Annotated in this window: 24 protein-coding genes; 11 read left to right on the forward strand and 13 right to left on the reverse strand. The window is 73.2% G+C overall.

Features of this window, described 5'->3' with window-relative positions; translation table 11 throughout:
- The first annotated feature begins 74 nt into the window (after positions 1-74).
- The 3 genes from ACFVS6_RS06330 to ACFVS6_RS06340 all read left to right on the forward strand — a co-directional run bounded on the left by ACFVS6_RS06330 (position 75) and on the right by ACFVS6_RS06340 (position 2,022).
- Positions 75-911 carry an AraC family transcriptional regulator gene (locus tag ACFVS6_RS06330; RefSeq protein WP_389701165.1) on the forward strand — a complete coding sequence of 279 codons (837 nt, stop codon included), beginning with the start codon at positions 75-77 and terminating at the stop codon, positions 909-911.
- A 101-nt stretch (positions 912-1,012) separates the two neighbouring features.
- On the forward strand, positions 1,013-1,717 hold the full coding sequence (locus ACFVS6_RS06335) for an AzlC family ABC transporter permease (protein ID WP_389701593.1): 705 nt from the start codon (positions 1,013-1,015) through the stop codon (positions 1,715-1,717).
- Positions 1,714-2,022: an AzlD domain-containing protein gene (locus tag ACFVS6_RS06340; protein ID WP_281208991.1), complete on the forward strand. Its 309-nt coding sequence runs from the start codon at positions 1,714-1,716 to the stop codon at positions 2,020-2,022. Before ACFVS6_RS06335 ends, ACFVS6_RS06340 begins: the two co-directional genes overlap by 4 nt.
- Here the strand turns inward: ACFVS6_RS06340 and ACFVS6_RS06345 are convergent.
- Positions 1,991-3,046, reverse strand: a complete 1,056-nt coding sequence (locus tag ACFVS6_RS06345) for a hypothetical protein (protein ID WP_389701167.1) — start codon at positions 3,044-3,046, stop codon at positions 1,991-1,993. The genes ACFVS6_RS06340 and ACFVS6_RS06345 overlap by 32 nt on opposite strands.
- Before the next feature lie 81 nt (positions 3,047-3,127).
- Here ACFVS6_RS06345 and ACFVS6_RS06350 point away from each other — a divergent pair, with 81 nt between their 5' ends.
- Positions 3,128-3,322: a DUF3046 domain-containing protein gene (locus ACFVS6_RS06350; protein WP_389701169.1), complete on the forward strand. Its 195-nt coding sequence runs from the start codon at positions 3,128-3,130 to the stop codon at positions 3,320-3,322.
- A gap of 228 nt (positions 3,323-3,550) precedes the next feature.
- Complete coding sequence (locus ACFVS6_RS06355) at positions 3,551-4,645, forward strand: AI-2E family transporter (RefSeq protein WP_389701595.1); 1,095 nt, start codon at positions 3,551-3,553, stop codon at positions 4,643-4,645.
- Here ACFVS6_RS06355 and ACFVS6_RS06360 read toward each other — a convergent pair.
- Both ACFVS6_RS06360 and ACFVS6_RS06365 read right to left on the reverse strand, forming a co-directional pair.
- Positions 4,593-5,360 carry a Clp protease N-terminal domain-containing protein gene (locus ACFVS6_RS06360; RefSeq protein WP_389701171.1) on the reverse strand — a complete coding sequence of 256 codons (768 nt, stop codon included), beginning with the start codon at positions 5,358-5,360 and terminating at the stop codon, positions 4,593-4,595. The genes ACFVS6_RS06355 and ACFVS6_RS06360 overlap by 53 nt on opposite strands.
- Positions 5,361-5,434: 74 nt before the next feature.
- On the reverse strand, positions 5,435-6,343 hold the full coding sequence (locus ACFVS6_RS06365; RefSeq protein ID WP_389701597.1) for a GlxA family transcriptional regulator: 909 nt from the start codon (positions 6,341-6,343) through the stop codon (positions 5,435-5,437).
- Positions 6,344-6,492: 149 nt separating this feature from the next.
- Here ACFVS6_RS06365 and ACFVS6_RS06370 point away from each other — a divergent pair, with 149 nt between their 5' ends.
- The 4 genes from ACFVS6_RS06370 to ACFVS6_RS06385 all read left to right on the forward strand — a co-directional run bounded on the left by ACFVS6_RS06370 (position 6,493) and on the right by ACFVS6_RS06385 (position 12,164).
- Positions 6,493-7,086, forward strand: a complete 594-nt coding sequence (locus ACFVS6_RS06370; RefSeq protein WP_389701173.1) for an MBL fold metallo-hydrolase — start codon at positions 6,493-6,495, stop codon at positions 7,084-7,086.
- 684 nt (positions 7,087-7,770) lie between these two features.
- Positions 7,771-8,886 (forward strand): recombinase RecA, encoded by a 1,116-nt coding sequence (gene recA, locus ACFVS6_RS06375; protein ID WP_389701175.1) that lies wholly within the window; start codon positions 7,771-7,773, stop codon positions 8,884-8,886.
- Positions 8,887-8,889: 3 nt separating this feature from the next.
- Positions 8,890-9,468, forward strand: coding sequence for a recombination regulator RecX (gene recX, locus ACFVS6_RS06380; protein ID WP_389701177.1), 579 nt, complete (start codon positions 8,890-8,892; stop codon positions 9,466-9,468).
- Positions 9,469-9,608: 140 nt separating this feature from the next.
- A complete protein-coding gene (locus ACFVS6_RS06385; protein ID WP_389701179.1) occupies positions 9,609-12,164 on the forward strand; it encodes an FtsX-like permease family protein in 2,556 nt (851 codons plus the stop codon).
- 97 nt (positions 12,165-12,261) lie between these two features.
- Here ACFVS6_RS06385 and ACFVS6_RS06390 read toward each other — a convergent pair whose 3' ends face one another.
- The 8 genes from ACFVS6_RS06390 to ACFVS6_RS06425 form a co-directional block, all read right to left on the reverse strand.
- Positions 12,262-12,651: a rhodanese-like domain-containing protein gene (locus tag ACFVS6_RS06390; RefSeq protein WP_389701181.1), complete on the reverse strand. Its 390-nt coding sequence runs from the start codon at positions 12,649-12,651 to the stop codon at positions 12,262-12,264.
- Complete coding sequence (locus ACFVS6_RS06395; protein ID WP_389701183.1) at positions 12,648-13,211, reverse strand: cysteine dioxygenase; 564 nt, start codon at positions 13,209-13,211, stop codon at positions 12,648-12,650. Before ACFVS6_RS06395 ends, ACFVS6_RS06390 begins: the two co-directional genes overlap by 4 nt.
- 78 nt (positions 13,212-13,289) lie before the next feature.
- Positions 13,290-13,376 carry a putative leader peptide gene (locus ACFVS6_RS06400; RefSeq protein WP_311318651.1) on the reverse strand — a complete coding sequence of 29 codons (87 nt, stop codon included), beginning with the start codon at positions 13,374-13,376 and terminating at the stop codon, positions 13,290-13,292.
- Between the two features lie 33 nt (positions 13,377-13,409).
- Positions 13,410-14,990, reverse strand: a complete 1,581-nt coding sequence (locus tag ACFVS6_RS06405; protein WP_389701185.1) for an FAD-dependent oxidoreductase — start codon at positions 14,988-14,990, stop codon at positions 13,410-13,412.
- 203 nt (positions 14,991-15,193) lie between these two features.
- The gene (locus tag ACFVS6_RS06410) at positions 15,194-16,072 is read right to left on the reverse strand and encodes an amino acid ABC transporter permease (RefSeq protein ID WP_389701187.1); all 879 of its coding nucleotides are present in this window, start codon (positions 16,070-16,072) and stop codon (positions 15,194-15,196) included.
- Complete coding sequence (locus ACFVS6_RS06415; protein ID WP_319195874.1) at positions 16,069-16,743, reverse strand: amino acid ABC transporter permease; 675 nt, start codon at positions 16,741-16,743, stop codon at positions 16,069-16,071. Before ACFVS6_RS06415 ends, ACFVS6_RS06410 begins: the two co-directional genes overlap by 4 nt.
- Before the next feature lie 83 nt (positions 16,744-16,826).
- Positions 16,827-17,684: a glutamate ABC transporter substrate-binding protein gene (locus ACFVS6_RS06420; RefSeq protein ID WP_389701189.1), complete on the reverse strand. Its 858-nt coding sequence runs from the start codon at positions 17,682-17,684 to the stop codon at positions 16,827-16,829.
- A gap of 84 nt (positions 17,685-17,768) precedes the next feature.
- Positions 17,769-18,554, reverse strand: coding sequence for an amino acid ABC transporter ATP-binding protein (locus ACFVS6_RS06425; RefSeq protein ID WP_281204886.1), 786 nt, complete (start codon positions 18,552-18,554; stop codon positions 17,769-17,771).
- Positions 18,555-18,836: 282 nt separating this feature from the next.
- Here ACFVS6_RS06425 and ACFVS6_RS06430 point away from each other — a divergent pair, with 282 nt between their 5' ends.
- On the forward strand, positions 18,837-19,553 hold the full coding sequence (locus ACFVS6_RS06430; protein ID WP_389701192.1) for a response regulator transcription factor: 717 nt from the start codon (positions 18,837-18,839) through the stop codon (positions 19,551-19,553).
- A gap of 12 nt (positions 19,554-19,565) precedes the next feature.
- Positions 19,566-20,978: an ATP-binding protein gene (locus tag ACFVS6_RS06435; protein ID WP_389701194.1), complete on the forward strand. Its 1,413-nt coding sequence runs from the start codon at positions 19,566-19,568 to the stop codon at positions 20,976-20,978.
- Positions 20,979-21,041: 63 nt separating this feature from the next.
- On the opposite strand, the gene ACFVS6_RS06440 is transcribed toward ACFVS6_RS06435, so the two are convergent.
- A complete protein-coding gene (locus ACFVS6_RS06440; protein WP_389701196.1) occupies positions 21,042-23,225 on the reverse strand; it encodes an endo-beta-N-acetylglucosaminidase in 2,184 nt (727 codons plus the stop codon).
- 156 nt (positions 23,226-23,381) lie between these two features.
- Entirely contained in the window at positions 23,382-24,641 is a 1,260-nt protein-coding gene (locus ACFVS6_RS06445; protein ID WP_389701197.1) for a glycosyl hydrolase, read from the reverse strand.
- Positions 24,642-24,690: the final 49 nt, after the last annotated feature.

Consider the following 24,690-nt stretch of genomic DNA (forward strand, 5'->3'; position numbering starts at 1 on the left):
ATCGTGCACCCCGGCACCGACATACGGCCCGACCTGCGAGAACGCCCGCACCCGACCGGGCGCAGAATGGGGGGATGGGGACGGACGCGGGACGCGGCGAGTGGGCCCGGCACTGGCAGTACGCGGAGCTGCCGGGCCTGGACCTGCTGCGCGCCCGCTACGTGCGCCACACCTTTCCGCGCCACGCCCACGACGGGTACGTGATCGCCGCCGTCACCGGTGGCGTCGAGGAGATAGGCCTGCCCGGCGGCACCGTGCGGGCCGGGCCCGGCAGTGTCGTCCTGATCAACCCCGAGGTCGCGCACACCGCCCGGGCCGGTGTCCCCGAGGGCTGGACGTACGCCACCCTCTACCCGTCCCGGAGCCTGATCGCCGACGTCGCCGCCGAGATCGGCACCCTGCGCGGGACGCCCGGCTTCACCGCCGAGCTGATCACCGACCTCCCGGGCTCCCGGGCGATCACCGAGGTCCACCGGGCCGCCGAGGAGGGCAACGCGCTGGCCGCCGACACCCTCCTGCGGGGCGTGGTGGCCCGGATGCTGTCCCGGCACGCGGGCCCGCTGCCCGCCCGTACGCCGCGCCGCGCGGGCGCCGCCGACGCCGAGCGGGCCCGGGCCGTCCTCACGGAGCGGATGGCGGGCCCGCCCTCGCTGGAGCAGCTCGCGGCCGAACTGGGCACCAGCCCCTTCGCCCTGCTGCGCGCCTTCCGCGCCCGCTACGGCATGCCGCCGCACGCCTGGCTGACCGACGCCCGGGTCCGCAGGGCGCGCCTGCTGCTGGACGGGGGGACGGTGCCGGCGGAGGCGGCCGTCGCCGTCGGCTTCACCGACCAGCCGCACCTGAACCGGCACTTCACTCGCATCGTCGGCGTCCCGCCGGGCGCCTACCGACGGGAACGGGCGGCCGGCTGACCGCGCGGGCCGAGGCGCCCCCGTACCGGGCCGGACGTGCAAGAACGTACAAGACGGGGCCGGCCCGGCCTGCGTACCTTCGGGGCGTGGGAGAACATCGGATGGTGATGCGGGAGACCCCCGGGAGGGTCGACGACGACGGACGGCCGCGCGCCGCGGTCGTACGGGACGCGCTCGGGGTGGGGGTGGCCGTCGGGCTGTCCGGGTTCGCGTTCGGCGTGACCGCCGCCGGAGCCGGGATCAGCCTGCTCCAGGCCTGCGTGCTGAGCCTGCTCGTCTTCACCGGCGCCTCGCAGTTCGCGCTGGTCGGAGCACTGGCCGGGGGCGGCAACCCGTTCACCGCGGCCGCCGGTGCCTTCTTCCTCGGGACCCGGAACGCCTTCTACGGACTGAGGCTGTCGCAGCTCCTCGCGCTGCCCCGCTTCCTGCGGCCCCTCGCCGCGCACTGGGTGATCGACGAGACCACCGCCGTGGCGCTCGCGCAGCCCGACCGCAAGTCGGCCCGGCTCGGTTTCACCGTCACCGGCATCAGCCTGTACGTCCTGTGGAACCTCACCACCCTCCTCGGGGCACTGGGCGCGGAGGCCATCGGGGACACCGCCGCGTGGGGGCTGGACGCCGCCGGGCCCGCCGTGTTCCTCGCCCTCCTCGCGCCGATGCTCAGGACGGCCACCGAGCGGGCCGTCGCCGCGCTCGCCGTCGTCCTCGGACTGGGCTTCCTGCCGTTCCTGCCCGCCGGGGTGCCCGTGCTCATCGCCGCGCTGGCCGCCCCCGCCGTTCTGTGGTTGAAGGGACGCCGCTCGTGAACGTCTGGATCGCCATCGGGATCACCGTCGTCGGGTGCTACGCGCTCAAGCTCGTCGGGCTGCTGGTCCCCGCCGGGGCACTGGAGCGACCCCTGGTCCAACGGCTCGCCGCACTCCTGCCGGTCGCGCTGCTCGCCGCGCTCACCGCCCAGCAGACCTTCAGCACCGGCCACGAGCTCGTCCTCGACGCCCGGGCCGCCGGGCTCGCCGCCGCCGGGGCCGCCCTGCTGCTGCGGGCCCCCTTCCTCGTCGTGGTCGGCGCGGCGGTCGTGGTCACCGCGGGTGTGCGGGCCCTGGCAGGCTGACCCCCGTCAGGGACCGGCCGTACGCCCGCAGCGTCAGCAGGGCCTCCAGGGTGGCGATCGGCCGCCGCTCCAGCGAGCTGCCCGGCGCCCACTCGGGGCGCAGCACCGGCCACCCGCCGTCCGGCTGCTGTTGCGCCGCCAGGAAGTCCAGCGCCCGCCCCATCTCCTCGTCCGTGAACCAGCTCCGGGCCAGTGACTCCGGGCGCTGCGCGTAGTCGTACGGGAACAGCCGCTCGCCCGGCGCGTACCCCGGCGGGAGCGGGTACTCCGCGCGCCGGGCCGGGTCGAGCACCACCAGCCGCCGCTCGCGCACGAGCCGGCCGAGCCGGTCCGCGGCCGCCGCCGCGCGGGCCCGGTCGGGGGCGCCGTCGAGGAAGGCCACCGCGCTGCGGACCTCGTACGGGTGCGGCCGGCGCAGGTTCTCCACCCGCTCCCAGCAGAAGTCCGTCGCCCGGAACAGCCACGCGTGCCAGATCCGGTTGCGGTGCAGCAGCCCGACGACCGGCCCCGTGGTCAGCAGCTCGCCCGGCGGGTCGTCGCGCACGGGGTGGTAGGGGGCGGACGGGTAGTGGCGCGGCGGCGGGAAGACCAGCGGCAGCGCCCCGTCCGGGGTGGACACCCCGGTCAGGTGGCGGCAGAGCCGCTCGATGCGCTGCCCGGCGCAGCGGCCGAGGCTGTCGAGGACGCGCAGGGCGTGCGCGGTGTGCAGCGGCTGGCTCAGCGGGCCGCGCAGATCGGGGTCGAGGGCGTGTCCGTAGCCGCCGTCATCGCCGAGGTACGCGCCGAGGGCGGCGTCCACCGGGTCGGCCTCCCCGCCGAGGAAGTGGAACGCGAACCGGCGCTGCTCCAGGACGCGGGCCGTCAGCCAGATGAACTGCTCGGCACGGACCAGCGGGGCCGGCAGCGCCGATGCGGCCTGTGCGGCCTGTGGGGCTTGAGCCGTGGGCGGGCCCTGCGGGGCTTGTGCGACGTGTGGGGCCGATGGGCCCGATGGGGCCGGCGTGGAAGCTTCGTCTCCAGGCATGCGTGACACCGTAGGGCGCGGGGGCCGGGCCGCACGGCACGAACGGAGCGGGTGCACTCTCCGGGGCGGGATACTGGAGGCATGCGGTTGACGATTTTCTGGGAACGGATGGCGGACCACTTCGGGGCCGGCTACGCCGACTCCTTCGCACGGGACCACGTCATGACGGAGCTGGGCGGTCGCACGGTCCACCAGGCGCTGGACGCGGGCTGGGAGGCCAAGGACGTGTGGCGCGCGGTGTGTTCGGCGATGGACGTGCCCGCCGCGCTGCGCTGAGATCGCGGGGCCGGGACGCTGCTTCGCGGTAAGGGTCGCCGGTGGGCGAGACTTGGCCGCGTGGCAGCGACTGATGAGACGACCGACCCGCCCGCGGACGCCCCCGGCACGGCGCCCCCCACGGGTGTGACGGCCGCCGGTCCGCCCGGCGCGGGGCCGTGGCCGGCCGACCCGGGACGGCCGGGCGGTCCTCCCGCCGACGCCCTCCCGGCCGGGGCGGACGCGCGGATGCCGCGCTGGCTGCCGCGCGCGGTGATCCTCGTACTGGCGCTCATCGCCTGTTTCCAACTCGGCAGCTGGGCCTTCCACCAGCTGATCGGCCTGCTGATCAACGTCCTGATCGCGTTCTTCCTCGCGCTGGCGATCGAACCGGCCGTGGCCAGGATGGCGGCGCGCGGCATGCGCCGCGGACTGGCCACCTTCCTGGTGTTCCTCGGGGTGTTCGTGTTCGCGGCCGGCTTCCTCGCCCTGCTCGGCTCGATGCTCGCGGGGCAGATCGTCGACATGGTGGAGGGCTTCCCGCGCTACCTCGACTCGGTGATCAAGTCGATCAACGACACCTTCCACACCGAGCTGTCCCGGCTGGAGATCCAGGACAGCCTGCTGCACTCCGACTGGCTCCAGAAGTACGTGCAGAACAGCGCCACCGGCGTGCTGGACGTGTCGACCACCGTGCTCGGCGGACTCTTCAGGCTGCTGACGATCGGCCTGTTCTCGTTCTACTTCGCCGCCGACGGGCCGAGGCTGCGGCGCGCCCTGTGCTCCGTACTGCCGCCCGCCAAGCAGGCGGAGGTGCTGCGCGCCTGGGAGATCGCCGTCGCCAAGACGGGCGGATACCTCTACTCGCGCGGCCTGATGGCACTGATCTCGGGCGTCGCGCACTACGTCCTGTTCGCGCTCCTCGACGTGCCGTACGCGCCCGCCCTCGCGGTGTGGGTGGGGCTGGTCTCCCAGTTCATCCCCACCATCGGCACCTACCTGGCGGGCGCGCTGCCGATGCTGATCGCCTTCACGGTCAACCCCTGGTACGCGCTGTACGTGCTCGGGTTCGTGGTGGTCTACCAGCAGTTCGAGAACTACGTGCTGCAGCCCAAGCTGACCTCGAAGACCGTCGACATCCACCCGGCGGTGGCCTTCGGCTCGGTCATCGCGGGGACCGCCCTGCTGGGCGCGGTCGGGGCGCTCATCGCGATCCCGGCCGTCGCCACGTTGCAGGCGTTCCTCGGCGCGTACGTGAAGAGGTACGCGCTGACGGAACACGCGGACGTCTCTACTGCCCGGTCTCGTCCGGGGCGGCGAGTACGGCTGCCAGGGCGTCGGTGACCCAGGCCTCGACGGCGTCCTTGCCGACGCCGAGACCGCTCAGCGGGCCCGTGCCGTGCTCCAGCTCCAGGAGCGCGAGCAGGACGTGCTCGGTGCCCACGTAGTTGTGGCCGAGTCGCAGGGCCTCGCGGAACGTGAGCTCCAGGGCCTTCTTCGCGGAGGCGTCGAAGGGGACGAGGTCGGGGACGGTCTCCGCGGCCGCGGCGGCGGGCAGGGCGGCGGTGGCCGCCGCGCGCACGGCGTCGGCCGTGACCCCCTGGGCGGTCAGGGCGTGCACCGCGAGGCCGTCGGGCTCGGACAGCAGGCCGAGCAGCAGGTGCTCGGTGCGGATCTCGGTGTTGCCGGCGGCGCGGGCCTCGTTCTGCGAGGTCACGACGACGTTCCGGGCGCGGGGGGTGAAGCGGCCGAAGCCCTCGTTGGGGTCGAGGCCGGGCTCGCCCTCCTTGTCGGCCTTGGGGACGAAGCGCTTCTGGGCGGCCTGGCGGGTGACGCCCATGCTGCGGCCGATGTCGGTCCAGGAGGCGCCGGAGCGGCGGGCCTGGTCGACGAAGTGACCGATGAGGTGGTCGGCCACGTCACCGAGGGACTCGGCGACGACGACGGCGCCGCTGAGCTGTTCCAGGGTGTCGGTGTGGACCTTCTTGATGGCCTCGATGAGGTCGTCGAGGCGTACCGGGTTGGTCATGCGAACGGGTTCCACGGAAGGGTTCGTCATGAGCGCAACCCTAGGTTGACACCCAGGGGGTGTCAACCTTCGGTTGTCAGTGGCCGGTGGGGTGGACCGGACGGTCACGGGGTCCGGGAGAACGAGCGGCGGTAGGAACGGGGCGGCACGCCCCGGCGGCGCACGAACTGCTCGCGCAGCACGGCCGCGCTGCCGTACCCGACCCGACGGGCGATCTCCTCGACGGGCAGGTCGGTGGTCTCCAGCAACTCCTCGGCGCCGCTCAGCCGCAGGCCCCGCAGCCAGGCGTGCGGCGTCGTGCCCGTCGCGGCGGCGAACCGGCGGGCGAAGGACCGCTTGCTCATCATGGCCCGCCGGGCCAGTTCCGCCACGGGCAGCGGCTCGTGCAGGTTCTCCCGGACCCAGGCCAGCACCTCGGCGAGCCGCTCGTCGTGGCAGTCCTCCGGGGCGGGCGCCGCCAAGTACTGGGCCTGCCCGCCGTCGCGGTGCGAGGGCAGCACCATGTCCCGCGCCACGGCGTTCGCCGTCGCGGCGCCGTGCTCGCGCCGCAGCAGGTGCAGGCACAGGTCGAAACCGGCCGCGGCGCCGGCGCCCGTGACGATCCGGCCCTCGTCGACGTACAGGGCGTCGGGCTCGACGGACACCTGCGGATGACGGTCCGCCAGCAGCGCGGCGAACCGCCAGTGCGTGGTGGCCCGCAGGCCGTCGAGCAGCCCGGCGGCGGCGAGCGCGAACGTACCGACGCAGTGGGCCGCGACCAGCGCGCCCCGCCCGTGCGCCGCCGACAGTGCGTCGAGCACGGCGGGACCCGGCGGCGTACGGAAGCCGGCCCCCGGCAGGGCGATCACCAGATCGGCGGCGGCCAACCGGTCCAGGCCGTGCGTCACCGTCAACGGCACGCCCAGGTCGGTGGGGACCGGGCCTGGCCGGTCGGCGCACAGGGCGAAGTCGAAGCCGGGCAGCCCCTGCCCGTGCGGGCCGAACACCTCGGTGACGATGCCGACGGCGAGCATGCCGGCCCCGGGAGGTACGTACGCGGCGACGGTCTCGAAGGGCGGCACGCCGGAAGTATCGCAGCCGGGAGGGGGGTTGGCACGATTCCCGCGATCACTGGCATCACTGCCACTCGTGGGCGCCCGAGCCGCCCGGGAGCATGGTGCACATGACAGACGCACCGAAGGCCCGCAGCGCCACGTACACGATCCTGACCACCGGATACACCCTCTCGACGGGGCCCGGCGTCGCCGCCACCGTCTCCTACGTCCGCGACGGGGACCGCCACGTGATCGTCGACCCGGGCATGGTGGCCGGCCGCGACCGCATCCTCGGCCCGCTCGCCGAGTTGGGGCTCGGTCCCGACGACATCACCGACGTGGTGCTCAGCCACCACCACCCGGACAACACCATGAACGTCGGCCTCTTCGGTGAGGCCCGCGTCCACGACCACAAGGCCGAATACCGGCACGACCAGTGGACCGACCGGGACGCCGAGGGGTACGAGATCACCCCCTCCCTGCGGCTGATCCGCACCCCGGGCCACAGCCGCGAGGACATCACGCTGCTGGCGGGCACGGGCGAGGGCGTCGTCGCCTTCGTGGGCGACCTGTGGTGGCGTCCCAACGGGCCCGTCGAGGACCCGGTGGCTCCGGACCACGGGCTCCTGCGCGCCTCCCGGCTCCGCGTCCTGGCCGCGGCGGACCTGATCGTCCCCGGCCACGGCGGCGCCTTCCCCGCGGACCACACGGCTCCGCTGTAGGTCCCGCCCCGCTGTGGGCACCCCGCGTTCCGGAGCCGGCCGGGCGCCGGGCCGGGTGGCGGGCCGCCCCCGGGCGCGGCTCCCGAGGGGGAGGGCCGCTCCCCCGTCCGGGTGAGGTCGGCCGGCGGGGGACGGCGAGAACACGCTGCCCGCCGCGACCGGGGCCACGGTCGCGGCCCCGGTCGTGCCGCGCTCCGTGGAGGTGGCCGGGCGCGCCGGATCCCGCTCCTGGGCGGCGGGCGCGTGCGACCCCGGGCCGCGGTGGTTCCCGCATCGATGGGGGGCGCTCGTGGTCACCGCGCTGACCACGGAGATGGTCCGGGGCGGTTGGCCGTCCGAGGCGGGTGGCCCCGAGGGCCCGCAGGGCGTGGCCGCATCGATCATGAATGCGTGTTGTGTGCCGATGCTCCTGCGGGGGCCGCCGGCCGCCGTCGTCGTGGTCTCCCATGGCCTGCGGCGCCGGAAGCGGACGACGCCCTGGGTCCTCGGCGGGGTCGGAGCCCGGGGCCGCCGGGCGCGGAGCGCCGGGGCGGGTGGGGCGGGCGTGGCGCGCTTGACAGGGAAATCGAACATCCATTCTGATGAGTTATCCACAGCCGAACCCGGCGTGGAAGCGCATTGTCAGTGGCAGGCGTTAGCGTCAATGGCGTGAAGCGATCGACTCAAGCAAATCGGGTGGAACCCATGGCAGGCACCGACCGCGAGAAGGCTCTCGACGCCGCGCTCGCACAGATTGAACGGCAATTCGGCAAGGGTGCGGTCATGCGCCTCGGCGACAAGCCGAACGACCCCATCGAGGTCATCCCCACCGGGTCGACCGCGCTGGACATCGCCCTCGGCGTCGGCGGGCTGCCCCGCGGCCGCGTGATCGAGGTGTACGGGCCGGAGTCCTCCGGTAAGACCACGCTGACCCTGCACGCCGTGGCCAACGCGCAGAAGGCCGGCGGCACCGTCGCGTTCGTGGACGCCGAGCACGCGCTCGACCCCGAGTACGCGAAGGCCCTGGGCGTCGACACCGACAACCTCATCCTCTCCCAGCCGGACACCGGCGAGCAGGCGCTCGAAATCGTGGACATGCTGGTCCGCTCCGGCGCCCTCGACCTGATCGTCATCGACTCCGTGGCGGCGCTCGTGCCCCGCGCGGAGATCGAGGGCGAGATGGGCGACTCGCACGTGGGTCTCCAGGCCCGCCTGATGAGCCAGGCCCTGCGAAAGATCACGGGTGCGCTCAACCAGTCCAAGACCACCGCGATCTTCATCAACCAGCTCCGCGAGAAGATCGGTGTGATGTTCGGCTCGCCGGAGACCACCACCGGTGGCCGCGCGCTGAAGTTCTACGCCTCCGTGCGCCTGGACATCCGCCGCATCGAAACCCTCAAGGACGGCACCGACGCGGTCGGCAACCGGACGCGCGTCAAGGTCGTCAAGAACAAGGTCGCGCCGCCGTTCAAGCAGGCCGAGTTCGACATCCTCTACGGCCAGGGCATCAGCCGCGAGGGCGGCCTGATCGACATGGGCGTGGAGCACGGCTTCGTGCGCAAGGCAGGCGCCTGGTACACGTACGAGGGCGACCAGCTCGGCCAGGGCAAGGAGAACGCCCGCAACTTCCTGAAGGACAACCCCGACCTCGCCAACGAGATCGAGCGGAAGATCAAGGAGAAGCTGGGCGTGGGCGTGCGCAAGGTCGACCCGGCCGCCGCCGAGGCGGGTGCCGCCGCACCGGCGGATGCCGCAGCGGCCGTGCCCGCCCCGGCGTCGAAGGCCAAGACGCCGGCCAAGGCCGCCGTCGCCAAGAGCTGACCCGTGCGGGAGCAGGAAAGGGGCGGCGGAGGCGGCCGTGAAGGCCGCCAGGAACTGCCGCCCCAGAGTCCCGAGGAGCAGGCGCGGGCGATCTGTCTGCGCCTGCTCACCGGGATGCCGCGCACCCGGCGGCAGCTCGCGGACGCCCTGGAGAAGCGGGGCATCCCCGAGGAGGTGTCGCAGGAGGTCCTCTCCCGGTACGAGGAGGTCGGCCTGATCGACGACGCCGCCTTCGCCGGGGCCTGGGTCGAGTCCCGCCACCGCGGCCGGGGCCTGGCCCGGCGGGCCCTCGCGCAGGAACTGCGGACCAAGGGGGTGCACACCACCCTCGTGCAGGAGGCCCTGGAACAGCTGGACTCCGAGCAGGAGGAACGGACGGCCCGGGAGCTCGTGGAGCGCAAGCTCCGCGCGACCCGCGGCCTGGACCGGGACAAGCGGATCCGGCGCCTCGCGGGCATGCTCGCCCGCAAGGGGTACCCGGAGGGCATGGCCCTGCGGGTGGTCCGCCGCGCACTGGAGGCGGAGGTCGACGAGGGCGACGACGCCATGAACGCTGCCGACCGGGGCTACTCGGCGGGCTGAGCGCGACGGCCGGTGACCCGGGGCGTCGACGTGCGGGGTGTTGAGGCGCGGGCCGGCGGGCCGGGGTGGGGGTAGCCCCCGGGTGGGGACGCCGGAGCGCTCCAATGTCAAGAACCGGGCCCGGCGGCAGAGTTGCCCGCATGATGCTGCGTTACGCCCTCCAGACCGTCCGGGACCGGACAGCCGGCTTCCTCGGTGCCTTCGTCGCCCTCGTGTGCGCCGCGGCCCTGATCACCGCCTGCGGCACGCTGCTGGAAACCGGACTCCGCGGCCGGATCGCCACCGAGCGGTACGCGGCCGCACCGGTGGTCGTCTCCGCCGACCAGAACGTCCACCGGACCACGGTCACGGAGAAGAAGGGCAAGACCAAGACGAAGCACAAGGCCAAGCCCGTCGCCGAGCGGGCCTGGCTCCCCGCCGGGGCCGTCGACACCGTCCGTGCCGTCCCCGGAGCCCTGCGGGTCGTTCCCGAGCTCACCTTCCAGGCCGTGCCCATCGGTGGGGCCGCGTCCGGCGGCACGCCCTCGTACGGCCACGCCTGGACCTCCGCCGCACTCACCCCCTTCGCGCTCACCGAGGGCCGCGCCCCGCAGGGCGGCGACGAGGTCGTCGTCGACGCCGCCCTGGCCGCCCGGGCCGGTCTGAGGACGGGATCCCGACTCACCGTGCAGGCCACCGGCGAGCCGAAGACCTACACGATCAGCGGTGTGGCGCAGCCCGCCGGCGGTGCCCTCACCCGGCAGGGAGCCCTGTTCTTCGGCGACGCCGAGGCCGAGCGGCTCGCCGACCGGGCCGACCGGGTCGCCGCCATCGGCGTGCTGCCCGTGCCCGGAGTGAGCGCCGCGGAGCTCGCCGGCAGGATCACGCGGGCCCTGGAGGCCACCCCGGCGACCGCCGCCGCACGGGTCGCCGTGGGGGACGCCCGGGGGCCGGTCGAGTTCCCCGACGCCGCCGGCGCCCGGATCAAGCTGGTCTCCATGGGTGGTGCCATGGGCGGCACGTCGCTGCTCGTCGCCGTCCTCGTGGTCGTCGGCACCTTCGCCCTCTCCGTCCAGCAACGCCACCGCGAACTCGCCCTGCTGCGGGCCATCGCCGCCACCCCGCGCCAACTGCGGAGCCTGATCGGCCGTGAGGCGCTGCTCGTCGGCCTGGCCGCCGGGGCCGTCGGCGCGCCGGCCGGGTTGCCCCTCGCCGCCTGGTTGTACGGCCGCTTCGTCGCCACCGGGGTCGTCCCGGAGACCCTGGAACGCACCGCCGGGATCTTCCCGATGGTCGCAGCCGTCGCGGTGAGCCTCCTCGGTGCCTGGGCCGCCGCCCGGATCACCGGCCGGCGCGTCGCCCGGATCAGGCCGGCCGAGGCACTGGCGGAAGCCGCCGTCGAACGGGGACGACCCGCCTGGATCCGCACCCTGGCCGGGCTGCTGCTGCTCGCCGGCGGGGCGGTCCTGGTCGTCGTGCTCGGATCGCTGCGCACGGAGCCCGCGTCCACGCCGGTGACCTTCCTGGCCGTGGTGGTGCTGGCCGGAGCGGTCTCGCTGCTGGGGCCCTGGCTGGTGCGGGCGGCGGCGGCACTGCTCGCCGGACCGCTGAGCCTGACCGGCGCCGGCGGTCACCTGGCCACCGCGAACCTGCGCGGCAACGCCACCCGCATGGCCGCCGCCGTCACCCCGCTCGCGCTGCTCGTCGGAATGACCTGCACCGTGCTCTTCGTCACCCCGACCCTCGGCGACGCGGCCCGCGCCCAGGCGCGGGAGGGCACCCGGGCCCCGTGGGTGCTCGCCGCGCAGGGCCCCGGCGTGAGCCCGGCCACCGCCGAGCGGATCCGCAACACGCCCGGGGTCACGGCGGCCACCGAGGTCGTGCGTACGTCGGTGCGGGTCGGCCTGGCCAAGTACGGGGCGCAGGGCGTGACCCCCGCCGGGCTGACCCGCACCTGGGACCCGGCCGTGACGAGCGGGAGCCTGGACGGTTTCGGCGAGGACGGCGCGGCCGTCAGCGAACTGGCCGCCGAGCAGCTGGGGCTGAAGCCCGGCAGCCCGCTGGAACTGACCCTCGGGGACGGCACGCCCGCGACCCTCACGGTCCGCGCCGTGTACGCGCGGGGTCTCGGCTTCGGGGACCTGACCCTCCCGCACGACCTGCTGGCCGCACACATGGACAACCCGCTCGCCTCTGCCGTGCTGGTGGCGACCGAGCCGGGAACCGGACGGGACCGGCTGACCGCCGCACTGAAGGAGGACCCGGGGGTGGCGGTGCTGTCCGCCGCGGACGCCGACGCGGCGCGGGCCGAGCGGCAGGAGGCGGGCGCCGAGATCAACCTCCTCGCCATGGGCCTCGTACTGGCCTTCACCGCGGTCTCGGTCGTCAACACCCTGGCGATGTCCACCGCCGAACGGTTCCGGGAGTTCGCGATGCTGCGGCTGGCCGGCGCCAAGCGCCGCCAGGTGCTGCGGATGATCCGTACGGAGACCCTGGCCGTGGTGCTGACCGGGGTGGTGCTCGGTTCCGGGATCGCGCTGTCCGTCCTCACCGCGTTCAGCGTGGGCATGACCGGGTCGGTCGCACCGGCCGTGCTGGCGCCGGTGTACGCGCTGGTCGTCGGGGTGGCCGGGTTGTTGGCACTGGTGGCCACCGCGGTGCCCGGCCGGTTCGCCCTGCGGGTGGCGCCGGTGGACGTGGCGACGTCCAAGGCGTGACGGACGGGACGCAAGCAGCGGACGTGATGGATGTGGCGATGCAGTGACGCCGGTCCGCGCCCCGAGGAAGGGGGCGCGGACCGGCGTCACGTTGCCGTCAGGGCCCGGCGACGGGCAGGCCGGCCGACTTCCAGGCCTGGAAGCCGCCCGTCAGGTCGGTCGCCCGGTGCAGGCCCAGGGCGTGGAGGGAGGCAGCGGCGAGGGTGGAGGCGTAGCCCTCGTTGCAGATCACGATCACCTGGAGGTCGTGGTCGGTGGCCTGCGGAATGCGGTGCGATCCCCGGGGATCCAGGCGCCACTCCAGCTCGTTGCGCTCGATGACCACCGCCCCCGGGATCAGGCCGTCCCGCTCGCGCAGCGCCTGGTAGCGGATGTCCACCAGCAGGGCCCCGGCCAGGGAGGCCTCGTGGGCGGCCGGCGCGTCGACGCGCGCGTAGCCCTCGCGGACCCGCTCCAGGTACTCGTCGATGCCGATGGGCGCGCTCACTGCCAGTCCGCCGGCCGCTCGACCTGCTCCAGCGTGAGGACCGGCCCGCTGCGGCTGTACCTGCGGATCAGCGGCAGCGGCGGGTAGTACGCGTGGACGGAGACGGCGTGCTCGGTGTCCGATTCGTTGAGCACCTCGTGCACGTGGTGCTCCCCGAAGCCGCGTCCGGCCCCGGCGGTCAGCGTGCGGGTGCGGTCCACCCCGTCGGCCAGCTCCAGGCTCTGCCACCCCTCGGAGGGCAACCGCACGGACAGGGAGTGCTCGGTGAGCCGACCGCGGGCGGTGGCGAACGCGCCGCGCGACTCGGCGTGGTCGTGCCAGCCCGTGCCGGTGCCCGGAGGCCAGCCGATCAGCCAGGCCTCACTGCCGCCCGGCCCCTCCAGACGGATCCAGGTGCGGCCCTCCGGGTCCAGGGGCAGCGAATCGACGACCGCCGGATCGGCGGCGGTGCGCAGCGCGAAGTCGAGGAGCTCGGCCGCCGTCGGACCTGACGGGACCGAGGGGGCGGGGAGGCGCGTGGGGGTGTGCGTGGGGGCGGGCGCGTGCGTCGGCGCAGACATGGGGTGATGACCGTCCTGGGAGTTCGCGAAGGTGCGCGCGGGCCCGGAAGGGCACGGGGCGCGCGGAGGGAAGGCGAATCAGCAGGAAGGGCGACACACGCAGCCCGCGTAGCGGAGCAGGTCCATGTGAACCCTCCGCCACAGGCGTACGTCGTTGCCGGTCATGTCCGCGAGTGAACCACGAGCTGCCGAGAACGGTCAATCGATCACGGCTGTAGGCGTGGTGGAGGCGGCTGCCACGGGCTCCGGCGCACCACCGCGCACGGCGTCCGCCGCCTCGTACAGTTCCGCCGGTCGAACACCCGCGAAAGTCGCCGCCAGGTGTCCGTCGGGCCGTACGAGGAGCACGGTGTGCGCCGGAGCGCCCGGGTAGGAATCCGCGACCAGCAACTCGGCCCGCACCGGCAGCGCGCTCACCGCGGCGGCCAGCCTGGGCATCAGGCCGGCGCCCACCCAGTGCCGCCGGTCCCACACGCCGGTGCCCGGGGCGACGAGCAGCACCAGCAGTCGGCCCCGGCCGAGCAGGTCGCGCAGCGGGACGGTCGCCCCGTCGGGGGCGGTCACCGGGACGTTCGCCACCGGACCGCCCGGTTCCGTCGCCGTGGGCACCTCGCGCACGGCGACCGGCGGGGCGTACACGGGCTCCGCGCCCAGCGGGCCCCGGCCGAGGTGGCCGTCGGTCAGCAGGGTGTGCGCGGAGCGCGTCGACCCGGGGAGCAGGGTGCGCAGGCCGCCCCCGCCACGCAGGGCGGGCATGGCCTGGTCGGCGGCGCGCAGCCGGGCGGCGACGGCGGTGCGCCGTTCGTCCTCGTAGCTGTCGAGCAACGCCTCGGAGGCCCCCTGGTGCCAGGCCTGGGCCAGCTTCCAGGCCAGGTTCTCGGCGTCGCGCAGCCCCTCCTCGACCCCCTGGGTGCCCAGCGCGCCCAGCAGGTGGGCGGCGTCCCCGGCGAGGAAGGCCCGGCCGTCGCGCCAGCGCCGGGCGAGACGGTGGTGCAGGGTGTGCACACCGGTGTCGATCAGGTCGTACGGGGGAGTCGTGCCCCCGCACCATCCCGCCAGGGTGTCCCGGATCAGGGTGACGAGCGCGTCCGGGGTGACCAGGTCACCACGGGCCGGGAGCAGCCAGTCGAGGCGCCAGACGCCGTCGGGCAGCGGCCGGGCGGTGACCTCCTCGGGACCGGCCGGCGGGTTGCGGTGCAGCAACGCCTCGCCGGGCCAGGGCAGTTCGGCGCGGAGCGCGGCCACGGCGTGCCGCTCGACCGCCGTCCGGCCCGGGAAGCGGATGTCGAGCAGCTTGCGCACGGTCGAGCGGGCGCCGTCGCAGCCGACCAGGTGGCTGCCGCGCCACCAGGTGGTCTCCGAGCCCCGGGTGTGCGCGGTGATCCCGCGCTCGTCCTGCTCCAGGGAGTCCAGCTTGCAGTCGGTGACCAACTGGATCAGCGGGTGCGTGCCGGCCGCGTCCCGCAGGCCGCGGGCCAGGGCGTGCTGCGGCAGGTGCAGGGGCGCGGGCTGTTCCTCGAAGGTGATCCGCGAGGCCTCCTGACGGCGCCTCATGGTGCGCCAGGCCGCGAAGCGCGCGCCCTCGTCGCGCAGCGTCGTACAGCCCAGGCGGTGCGCCATGGCCGCCGTGTCGGCGTGCAGCACGACGGAACGGGCCGGCCTGGGCTCGTCCTTGCCGGGCCCTTCGTCGAGCAGGACGGACGGTACGCCGTGGCCGGCCAGGGCGAGGGACAGGGACAGCCCGACGGGCCCCGCGCCGACGACGATCACCGGGTCCATGGCGCGGCTCCCGATGTCCGGTATGTGATCACAGAACGTATGCAACCCACTGAAGGTGCCCGCGTCAAGTGACACCCGTCGCGACAACGCCGCGTGGTGCGGCGGAAGAGTTCCGCCGCACCACGCGGGCTACGTACTATGACTGACTCTATGTCAGACCCGGGGGGCCGGGAGACCGGAGGGCGGTCTTCGGCGCGGTCGGGTCACGTGGACCTGCCGATGGCGAAGTCGTTCGCCTCGTTCGCTCCGACCACCGCCCCGGTGCCCTTCGTCGACTTGCGCTGCCGGCTCTCCAGCCAGGACGCGAAGCTCGTGAGGGCGAAGTTCACCGCGATGTAGATCAGCGCGATCACCACGAAGGTCGCGATGGTGTTGCTGTAGTTCGCGGAGATCTGTCGGGCCATCGAGAGGAGTTCCGCGAGGCCGAGCAGGGTCCCGCCGAGCGCGGTGTCCTTGAGGATCACCACGAGCTGGCTCACCAGGGCCGGCAGCATCGCGGTGACGGCCTGCGGGATCAGCACGTGGACCATGGTCTGGCCCTTGCGCATGCCGATCGCCTTGGCGGCGTCGGACTGCCCGCTGGGCAGGGACTGCACACCCGCCCGGACGATCTCGGCGATGACCGAGGCGTTGTAGAGCACCAGACCGGCGACCACCGCGTACAGCGGCCGGATGTCGGAGGAGACCGGCGTGAACTGCACGAAGAAGGCCGAGCCGAAGATCATCAGCATCAGCACCGGAATGGCGCGGAAGAACTCGACGAAGGCGCCGACGGGGACGCGCACCCAGGCGTGGTCGGACAGCCGACCGATGCCGAGCACGGCGCCCAGCGGCAGCGCGATCACCATGGCGATCGCGCCGGCCTTGAGGGTCTCCAGCAGGCCGGGGATCAGGAACGTCGTCCAGACCTGGCTGTCGGTGACGAAGGGGGACCACTTTTCGCCTTCGAGCTGGCCCTTTTCGGACATGAGGCTCAGTGCCCACCACACGGCGAGGCCGAGCAGGACGACGAAGACGACGGTGTAGATCCAGTTCCGGGACTTCGCCTTCGGTCCCGGGGCGTCGTACAGCACGGAGTTCATCGCTTTACCGCCACTCGCTTGGCCACCCAGCCCAACAGCAGGCCGGTGGGCAGGGTCAGCAGGACGAATCCGAGGGCGAAGATGCCGAAGACGGCGAAGAGTGCCTGGGCCTCGTTCTCGACCATGTCCTTCATCAGCAGGGCCGCTTCGGCCACGCCGATGGCCGCAGCCACCGTGGTGTTCTTGGTGAGTGCGATCAGTACGTTGGTGAGCGGCGCGATGACCGCCCGGAAGGCCTGGGGGAGCACGATCAGCGTGAGCACCTGGAAGAAGCTCAGGCCCAGCGCACGCGCGGCTTCCGCCTGACCCACGGGCACGGTGTTGATGCCCGAGCGCAGCGCCTCGCACACGAAGGTGCCGGTGTAGGCCGAGAGTCCGAGGACCGCGAGTCGGAAACCGGTCTCCTTGAACGTCTCGCCGCCCAGTGAAATGCCCAGGGTCTCGCTGAGGCCCAGCGAGCAGGCGATGATCAGCAGGGTCAGCGGGGTGTTGCGGACCACGTTGACGTACGTGGTGCCGAAGCCGCGCATCAGCGGGACCGGGCTGACCCGCATCCCGGCCAGGACGGTTCCCCATATGAGGGAGCCGACCGCCGAATAGAGGGTGAGCTGAACCGTCACCCAGAAGGCTCCGAGCACGTCGTACTGCCCGGAATCAAGAAAGTCGAACACGTTGCCCTGCGCTCTCCCCAGAGTGGCCGGTGAGGGGCGCCGCTGCCCGCGGCAGGCGGGCGGCGACGCCCCTCACCGGGGAATCAGCTGCCTTCGGTGATCTGCGGGGCAGGCTCGTTCTTGTAGTCGGCGGGGCCGAAGTTCTTCTTGACGGCCGCCTCCCAGGCGCCGTCCGAGACCATCTTCTTCAGCGCGGCGTTGACCTTGGTCTGCAGGTCCTTGTCGCCCTTCTTCAGGCCGATGCCGTAGTTCTCGTTGCTCATGCTCAGACCGACGAGCTTGAACTTGCCCTTGTTCTTCTCCTGCGCGGCGTAGCCGGCCAGGATCGAGTTGTCCGTGGTGAGCGCGTCCATGGACTTGCTCTCCAGGCCGGTCAGGCACTCGGAGTAGCCCGCCGCCTGCTTGAGGTCGGCCTCAGGGGCCAGCTTCTCCTTGATGTTCTGCGCGGAGGTGGAGCCGGCGACCGAGCAGAGCTTCTTCTTGTTCAGGTCTTCGGGCTTGGTGATGCTGCTGTCGTCGGTGCGGACCAGCAGGTCCTGGTGCGCCAGGAAGTACGGGCCGGCGAAGTCGACGCGCTGCTTGCGCTTGTCGTTGATCGAGTAGCTCGCGACGACCAGCTTCACGTCACCGTTGGAGATGAGGTTCTCGCGCTCGGCGCTGATGGCCTGCTTGAACTCGATCTGGTCGGGCTGGTAGCCGAGTTCCTTGGCGACGTAGGTCGCGACGTCGACGTCGAAGCCGGTGAACTTGCCGTCCGGGGTCTTCAGGCCCACACCGGGCTGGTCGAACTTGATGCCGATGACGATCTTGTCCTTCTTGGCGCCACCGGACGAACCGGCATCGCCGGAAGCCTTCTCGCCGCTGCCGCCGCCACAGGCGGTCGCCGTCAGGGCAAGGGCGACGGCGACGGCCGCGGCCGCACCGACCTTGGAGATCTTCATGGTGAACTTCCCTCGGGTGAGACGTGGTTGAGCGACGAGCGGGATGTGTGCTCCGTCGGACGGATCACTACCGGACGAGAAACGTCAGTGGTGCAGGATCTTCGACAGGAAGTCCTTGGCGCGGTCGCTGCGCGGGTTGCTGAAGAACTGATCGGGCGTGGCCTGTTCGACGATCTTTCCGTCGGCCATGAAGACGACCCGGTTCGCCGCCGAGCGGGCGAAGCCCATCTCGTGCGTGACGACGACCATGGTCATCCCCTCCCGGGCGAGCTGCTGCATGACCTCCAGCACCTCGTTGATCATTTCCGGGTCCAGGGCCGAGGTCGGCTCGTCGAAGAGCATGACCTTCGGTTCCATCGCCAGCGCCCTGGCGATCGCCACGCGCTGCTGCTGGCCTCCGGACAGCTGCGCCGGGTACTTGTCGGCCTGCGAGCCGACGCCCACCCGGTCCAGCAGCGACTGCGCCTTCTCGCGGGCGGCCGCCTGGTCCGTCTTGCGGACCTTGATCTGGCCCAGCATGACGTTCTGCAGCACCGTCTTGTGTGCGAACAGGTTGAACGACTGGAACACCATGCCCACGTCGGCGCGCAGTCGGGCGAGTTCCTTGCCCTCGGCCGGCAACGGCTTCCCGTCGAGCGTGATGGTGCCCGAGTCGATCGTCTCCAGCCGGTTGATGGTCCGGCACAGCGTGGACTTGCCCGATCCCGAAGGACCGATCACCACGACGACTTCACCGCGGGCAATGCTCAGATCAACGTCCTGAAGCACGTGCAGCGCGCCGAAGTGCTTGTTGACGTTGCTCAGTACGACCAGGCCGTCCGCGGCACCGGCCGCGTCCTGAACGTCCTTGGTCACTGATACTCCGCTCATCGGCTTCTTGCTCCGTCCTCCGTCGGTTGGGAGGACAGTAGTGACGAGGCGCGCACAGCGTCATCACATCTGAGGGAGAATTGAGCATAACGATACGGCCTCGCCCGGATACGCTCCGTGCGTGGCCCGGCTCGGGGCGTTCCGTACGCGTACCGGGTGCATAACGGAAGACTCGCCGGACCGGAACCCCCTTGACGTGGGACTCTTCATGGGCGTGGATGCATGGTGGCCCGTGTTGGGCCATTCTTCGTCCGGACGTCGTGAACAGGAAAGGGGGACGCCATGAGGCTGCTGCTCGTAGAGGACGACGACCACGTCGCCGCCGCCCTGTCCGCGATCCTCGCCCGGCACGGCTTCCGGGTCACCCACGCCCGCAGCGGCGAGGAGGCTCTCCAGGCGCTGCTGACGGCCGGATCCCCGCCCGGCGCCTCTCCCTACGGGGTGATCCTGCTCGACCTCGGCCTGCCCGACCAGGACGGCTACGAGGTCTGCGGGAAGATCCGCAAGCGCACCAGCACGCCCGTGATCATGGTGACCGCGCGGGCCGACGTCCGCTCGCGCATCCACGGCCTGAACATGGGCGCGGACGACTACGTCACCAAGCCGTACGACACCGGCGAGCTCCTCGCCCGCATCCACGCCGTCGCCCGGCGCACCGGCGCCTCCGAGGAGACCACCGCCGGCGCCACGGGATCGCCGGCCGCGGTCCTGCTGGGTCCCGTCTCCATCGAGCTGCCGACCCGCCGGGTCAGCGTGAACGGCGCCGACGTACCCCTCACCCGCAAGGAATTCGACCTGCTGGCCCTGCTCGCGCAGCGGCCCGGTGTCGTCTTCCGCCGCGAGCAGATCATCAGCGAGGTCTGGCGCACCAGCTGGGAGGGCACCGGGCGCACCCTCGAAGTCCACGTGGCCTCGCTGCGCTCCAAGCTGGGCCTGCCCGCCCTCATCGAGACCGTCCGCGGGGTGGGCTACCGGCTCGTCACCCCGGCCGCGCCCTAGCGGGCGCCTGCCGTGCGTGCCCGGCTGCTCCCGCTCCTCGTCGTCCTCATGGCGGGCGTCCTGATCGCCCTCGGGCTCCCGCTCGCCGTCAGCCTGGCCGCCCGGCAGCAGCAGGACGTCGTCGTCGACCGGATCGACGACAGCGCCCGCTTCGCGGCCCTCGCCCAGTTCGTCATCGACGCCGAGGGCTCCGGCTCCACCGGGGCCGACGAACGCCAGGAGACCCTCCAGCAGGAACTCGCCCGCTACCAGGAGCTGTACGGCATCCGCGTCGGCATCTTCTACCGCGACGGCAACGCCCTTGTCCGGGCGCCCGGTTGGTGGCAGCTGCCGGACGATGACGAAGGCAGCCGGGCCTTCATCGAGGCACTCGCCGGGCGGCGCAGCCACGACCCGGGTCAGGTGTGGCCCTGGCAGACGCGCGGCAAGCTGCTCGTCGCCTCCCCGGTCGTCCTCGACGGGGACGTCGTCGCCGTCGTCGTCACCGAATCGCCCACCGACCGGATGCGCTCCCGGATCCTGGTGGGCTGGCTGTTCATCACGGCCGGACTCGCCGCAGCCATGCTGTTGGCGTTCGGCGCCGCCCTGCGCCTCACCAGTTGGGTCCTCAAGCCCGTCCAAACGCTGGACGCCGCCGCCCACGGCATCGCCACGGGCCGCATGAACTCCCGCGTCGCGGCCTCCGGCGGCCCCCCGGAACTCCAACGACTGGCCCGCTCGTTCAACGAGATGGCCGACAACGTGGAAGAGGTACTGGAACAGCAGCGGGCGTTCGTCGCCGACGCCTCGCACCAGCTGCGCAACCCCCTCGCCGCGCTGCTCCTGCGCATCGAGCTGCTCGCCCTCGAACTGCCCGAGGGGAACGAGGAGATCGCCTCCGTGCGGACCGAGGGTAAGCGCCTCACCCAGGTCCTGGACGACCTCCTCGACCTCGCGCTGGCCGAACACGCCTCCGCCGAGATCAGCCTCACCGACATCGGGGCGCTGACCTCCGAGCGGGTCGCCTCCTGGCGGCCGTACGCCGAGGAGAAGGGCGTACGGCTCACCGAGACGGGCCGGTCCGCAGTCACCGGCTGGGCCGACCCGATCGCCCTGTCCAGCGCGCTCGACGCGGTCATCGACAACGCCCTGAAGTTCACGCCCGCGGGCGAGGAGGTCGAGGTCTCCGTCTCCGCGGCAGGGCGCAGCGCGCTCGTCGTCGTCGCCGACCGGGGGCCGGGCCTGACCGAGGACGAGCTGCTGCGCGTCGGCGACCGCTTCTGGCGCAGCGGCCGCCACCAGAACGTCAAGGGCTCCGGCCTCGGCCTGTCCATCTCGCGGGCCCTGCTCGCCGGCGGCGGCGGCTCCATCTCCTACGAGACGAACCCGCCGCACGGGCTGCGCGTGACGGTCGCCGTCCCGCGCACGGACCCGCACAACCCCTGAGGATCGGGATCCCCGGCTTCCCGGCCCCACGGACGAACAGGTGGCCCGGTGCCCGGGCGGCCGCTACCAGGGGAGCTCCGTGCGGGCGGGCGCGGACATCGCGTACGTCTCCCCGACCGCGCGCAGCTCCAGCAGTACCGCCCGCTCCGGGCCCGCCCGGGTCACGGAGGGGACGTACAGGGCGGCGGCGCAGGTGCCGCCGAGGAAACGACGGGTGCCGTCGGGGAGCAGGCGGTGGAGCTCGTAGTGCCGGACCGGGCCGACCGCCCGGTCCCAGGCCAGGCGGAGCTCCGCCTCGTTCCCCCGCCGGGCCGTGGCCACCACCTCCAGGTGGGCGGGCGGGGCCGGGTGCCGGGGAAGGGCGGTGTCGCGTACCGACAGGGCCCCGAGCCGCCAGGACACGGGCTCGTTCCCGCGTCCGGTGATCCGTACGGCGAGGGCGTACGCGGTCCTCCCGGCCTGCGTGCCCAGGGGCACTCGGGTGGTCCGCCAGCCCCCGTCGCCGCTCGGGACCGTCGCCCGCAGCCACGTGTACGGGACCGGGTCGCCGGGCGCGGCCGGCTCGCGGGTGGCGACGCCGAACTCGACGTCGACCGGGCAGGCCCCCGTGCGGTGCACCAGCTCGGCGACCGTGGTGGGGGTCAGCGGGAGGCGGGTGGCGTGCAGGCCGACGGCGACCGGGGCGCCCGGCCGGCCCGCCACGAGCAGGCTCGAACCGCCGCGCCAGGCATCCGCGAAGTCCAGGGTTACGGAAGGCCGTTCACCGGTCGTGTCCACCACCCACCGGCGTCCCGGCAGCCGGTCCTGGAGGGCGAGGTGACTCCAGGGCGCGTCGTCGAGGACCTCGCCGTCCTCGAACCAGCGCAGTCCGTGGCCGGTGTTGAACGAACAGGCGAAGGGCAGCCCGGTCACGGTGGAGCGGTCGGCGACGACCGTGGCGGGCGCGCGCCAGCCCGATTCGGGTGCGGGTCTCGACGGATCCAGGGACTCGCCGGTCCAGAACAGGTCGTCGGACAGGTGGAACGCGCCGGGGGAGCGGTCGGTGAGGTGGTTGCGGGTCCACTCCGGCCGGTAGAAGCCGTAGCTGACGACGTGGTCGCGCCCGCGCGGGACGAACGCGTCCCAACGCACGGCGGAGTGACGGCCGTTGGATTCGACGTCCACCCCCGCCCACAGTTCGTGGCGGGAGCGGCCCAGCCGGTCGGCGAGTGCGCCGGAGGACTCCAGGGTCCGTTCCGTCCAGCGGAAGTCCACGAAGAGGGTGTCCGCGACCTTTCCGGCCCGGTCCTCGAAGAACTCCTGGTTGAGGGCGTTCAGCGCGCCCTGCCAGCCGACCCGGCCGGTGGCGTTCATCGCGTCGTACCAGGTGATGCGCAGGCCGTGCGGTGCGCCCGCGGTGCGCAGGGCGCGCAGGAACTCCCGCACCCGGGAGGCCAGCGCACTGTCCCCGCCGTCCGTCTCGGCGTTGACGAACCAGCCGTCGAAGCCGTGGGTCCGCGCCACCTGTACGAGCTTCTCCGCCAGGGGGAAGCGCCCGAGGGCGTCGCGCCGCACCAACTCGTGCGTCCATCGCAGGTCGCCGCCGTAGGCGACGGGCGGCAGGAACACGTTGCCCAGGACCCGGACGCCGTTGCGGTGGGCGGCGTCCGTCACCGGGGCGTTCGGCGCGAGCACGATGCCCTCGCCGGCGGAACCGCCCCAGAAGACCAGCTCGTCGATGTACGCCCAGTGCGTGAGCGCGTACGAGTCGGCCGTCGCCGACCCCTGGGACGGGTTCCCCGCGGTCGGCCCGAACGAGACGAGCGAGGCGATGCGGGCCTGCCCCGCGCGGGCGTCGCGGTGCGGGGGCACGGGGGTGAAGCGCGGGGCGAGCGGGACGGTCGCCGCGTTGTGCGCCAGGTCGGGATCCGACTCGGGGTTCCACTCCGCCAACGACCGCCACACGATCCCGGGCCCCGGCTCGCCCGGGGGGAGCGAGTCGGGGAACCAGTAGGAGGCGTACGGGGCGAGGGCCGCGGGTGAGGCCGCGATGTTGGGGCCGGTGTCGGTGCCGGCACGGGGTAAGGGCGGGGCCGCCAGGGCGGGGGTGGCGGCCCCGACCGCGAGCGGGAGGGCCCCGGCGGCCAGCACCGTACGCCTTGCGGGCCCCCGGGCGGCGGGTGTCGCCGCGGGGCGGGGCGCACCGGGCACGCGGGGGTCGGGTGCCGGGGACGTACGGGGAGCTGCGTCCGGGTCGGTCGCGGACATGCGGGTCTCCTCACGCGGGGCTGGGCGGGGTGGTGGGGCTGAGCGGTCCGTGCGGTCGGCGCCGGTGCCGTGTCGGTGTCGGTGGCGGTCGGCCGGTGGGGACCGGGTCCGCCCGGCGCCGGCGGTACGGGTCGGTGCCGTCAGGTCCGGCCGGGGTCAGGTCACTTCGGGTACGCGGAGCAGGTCGGTGATGCCGCGCGCGGACAGGTACGCCGAGTCCCCGACGTGCTCCGCGAGGACCACCGCGGGGCGCACCCCCCGGGCCGTCAGCGAGGCCCAGGCTTCGAAGAACGCGCCGCCCGGGGCGCACACCGTACGGTCCGGGGCCCGCGGCAGCCGGCCCGCCTCCAGGACGAGCGCGGTGGACCGGGGCGCGGGGTGGTGCGCACGGCCACGCCACTGCCGGGCGATCCGGGCGAGGGCCGCGCCCACGGGCTTGGCCCGGCGGTCGTTGGTGAGCAGACCGAGCCCGTACTCCAGCTCGGGGAAGTCCGCGAGCTCGCGGGACACGTCGTGCGAGCACCACCAGGTCACCCCCCACAGCTCGGGGCAGTCCAGGGCGTTCTCCACGGTGGCCTCGGCGAACCGAACGGCGTCCTCGGGCCCGATCAGCGGGGCGGGCGCCCCGACCTCCTGGAGCCAGACCGGGCGGTGCGGGTCCACCGCCCAGGCCTTGGACAGCTCGATCAGGTAGGCGGCGTGGTGCTCGGTCGCCGTCCCGGCGGGACCGTGCCGCTGCGCGGTCCCGTTGAACACCCAGGAGTGCACGGCGGTGGCCGCGCCCAGCCGCGCCGCCTGGGCGGGGGTGAAGGGGTGCCCGTCCCGGTACCAGACGGCGTCGTACTCGGCGTGCAGGTGGAAACGGCCCGGGGCGCCCTCCTCGCAGGCGGCCAGCATGCGTTCCAGCCAGCGGCCGGCCTGGGCAGGGGTGATCCGGTCGGGGTCGGGGTGCGGGTCCCCGGCGAACTGGTTGATCTCGTTGCCGACCGTCATGCCGAGGAAGTTGGGCCGGTCGGCGAGGGCGGAGGCCAGCGTGCGCAGGTACTCCGCCTGCCCGGAGATCACGTCCGGGTCGTCGAAGATGCCGCGCCGGTGCCAGGTCGCCGTCCAGGACGGCAGGAAGTCGAAGCTCGACAGGTGCCCCTGCAACCCGTCCACCGCGACGTCGAGCCCGCGGGCGGCCGCCGCGTCGGCGAGCGCGACGAGCTGTTCGACGGCGCGCGGCCGGATCAGGGTGCGGTTCGGCTGGAACAGCGGCCACAGCGGGAACACCCTGACGTGGTCCAGGCCGAGCTCGGCCACCGAGTCGAGATCGGCGCGGACCTCGTCGAGATCGAAGTCCAGCCAGTGGTGGAACCAGCCCCGGGTCGGGGTGTAATTCGCGCCGAAGCGGAGCGTGCGCGGGGCATGCGGCATGAAAAGTCCCGGAGTTCAGCGGAATTCACCGGACGCCCCAAACTGCCGT

The organism is Streptomyces sp. NPDC057939 (assembly GCF_042887545.1).
In the GTDB taxonomy this organism is placed as follows: Bacteria; Actinomycetota; Actinomycetes; order Streptomycetales; family Streptomycetaceae; genus Streptomyces.

Coding starts and splice junctions, on each gene's coding strand:
- ACFVS6_RS06345 (WP_389701167.1), bottom strand. CDS start 3,046: ATGCCTGGAGACGAAGCTTCCACGCCGGCCCCATCGGGCCCATCGGCC.
- ACFVS6_RS06365 (WP_389701597.1), bottom strand. CDS start 6,343: ATGCTCGCCGTCGGCATCGTCACCGAGGTGTTCGGCCCGCACGGGCAG.
- ACFVS6_RS06370 (WP_389701173.1), top strand. CDS start 6,493: ATGACAGACGCACCGAAGGCCCGCAGCGCCACGTACACGATCCTGACC.
- ACFVS6_RS06440 (WP_389701196.1), bottom strand. CDS start 23,225: ATGTCCGCGACCGACCCGGACGCAGCTCCCCGTACGTCCCCGGCACCC.
- ACFVS6_RS06425 (WP_281204886.1), bottom strand. CDS start 18,554: ATGAGCGGAGTATCAGTGACCAAGGACGTTCAGGACGCGGCCGGTGCC.
- ACFVS6_RS06405 (WP_389701185.1), bottom strand. CDS start 14,990: ATGGACCCGGTGATCGTCGTCGGCGCGGGGCCCGTCGGGCTGTCCCTG.
- ACFVS6_RS06350 (WP_389701169.1), top strand. CDS start 3,128: ATGCGGTTGACGATTTTCTGGGAACGGATGGCGGACCACTTCGGGGCC.
- ACFVS6_RS06360 (WP_389701171.1), bottom strand. CDS start 5,360: ATGACGAACCCTTCCGTGGAACCCGTTCGCATGACCAACCCGGTACGC.
- ACFVS6_RS06400 (WP_311318651.1), bottom strand. CDS start 13,376: ATGACCGGCAACGACGTACGCCTGTGGCGGAGGGTTCACATGGACCTG.
- ACFVS6_RS06430 (WP_389701192.1), top strand. CDS start 18,837: ATGAGGCTGCTGCTCGTAGAGGACGACGACCACGTCGCCGCCGCCCTG.
- ACFVS6_RS06420 (WP_389701189.1), bottom strand. CDS start 17,684: ATGAAGATCTCCAAGGTCGGTGCGGCCGCGGCCGTCGCCGTCGCCCTT.
- ACFVS6_RS06410 (WP_389701187.1), bottom strand. CDS start 16,072: ATGAACTCCGTGCTGTACGACGCCCCGGGACCGAAGGCGAAGTCCCGG.
- ACFVS6_RS06395 (WP_389701183.1), bottom strand. CDS start 13,211: ATGTCTGCGCCGACGCACGCGCCCGCCCCCACGCACACCCCCACGCGC.
- ACFVS6_RS06445 (WP_389701197.1), bottom strand. CDS start 24,641: ATGCCGCATGCCCCGCGCACGCTCCGCTTCGGCGCGAATTACACCCCG.
- ACFVS6_RS06385 (WP_389701179.1), top strand. CDS start 9,609: ATGATGCTGCGTTACGCCCTCCAGACCGTCCGGGACCGGACAGCCGGC.
- ACFVS6_RS06335 (WP_389701593.1), top strand. CDS start 1,013: ATGGTGATGCGGGAGACCCCCGGGAGGGTCGACGACGACGGACGGCCG.
- ACFVS6_RS06355 (WP_389701595.1), top strand. CDS start 3,551: ATGCCGCGCTGGCTGCCGCGCGCGGTGATCCTCGTACTGGCGCTCATC.
- ACFVS6_RS06330 (WP_389701165.1), top strand. CDS start 75: ATGGGGACGGACGCGGGACGCGGCGAGTGGGCCCGGCACTGGCAGTAC.
- recA (WP_389701175.1), top strand. CDS start 7,771: ATGGCAGGCACCGACCGCGAGAAGGCTCTCGACGCCGCGCTCGCACAG.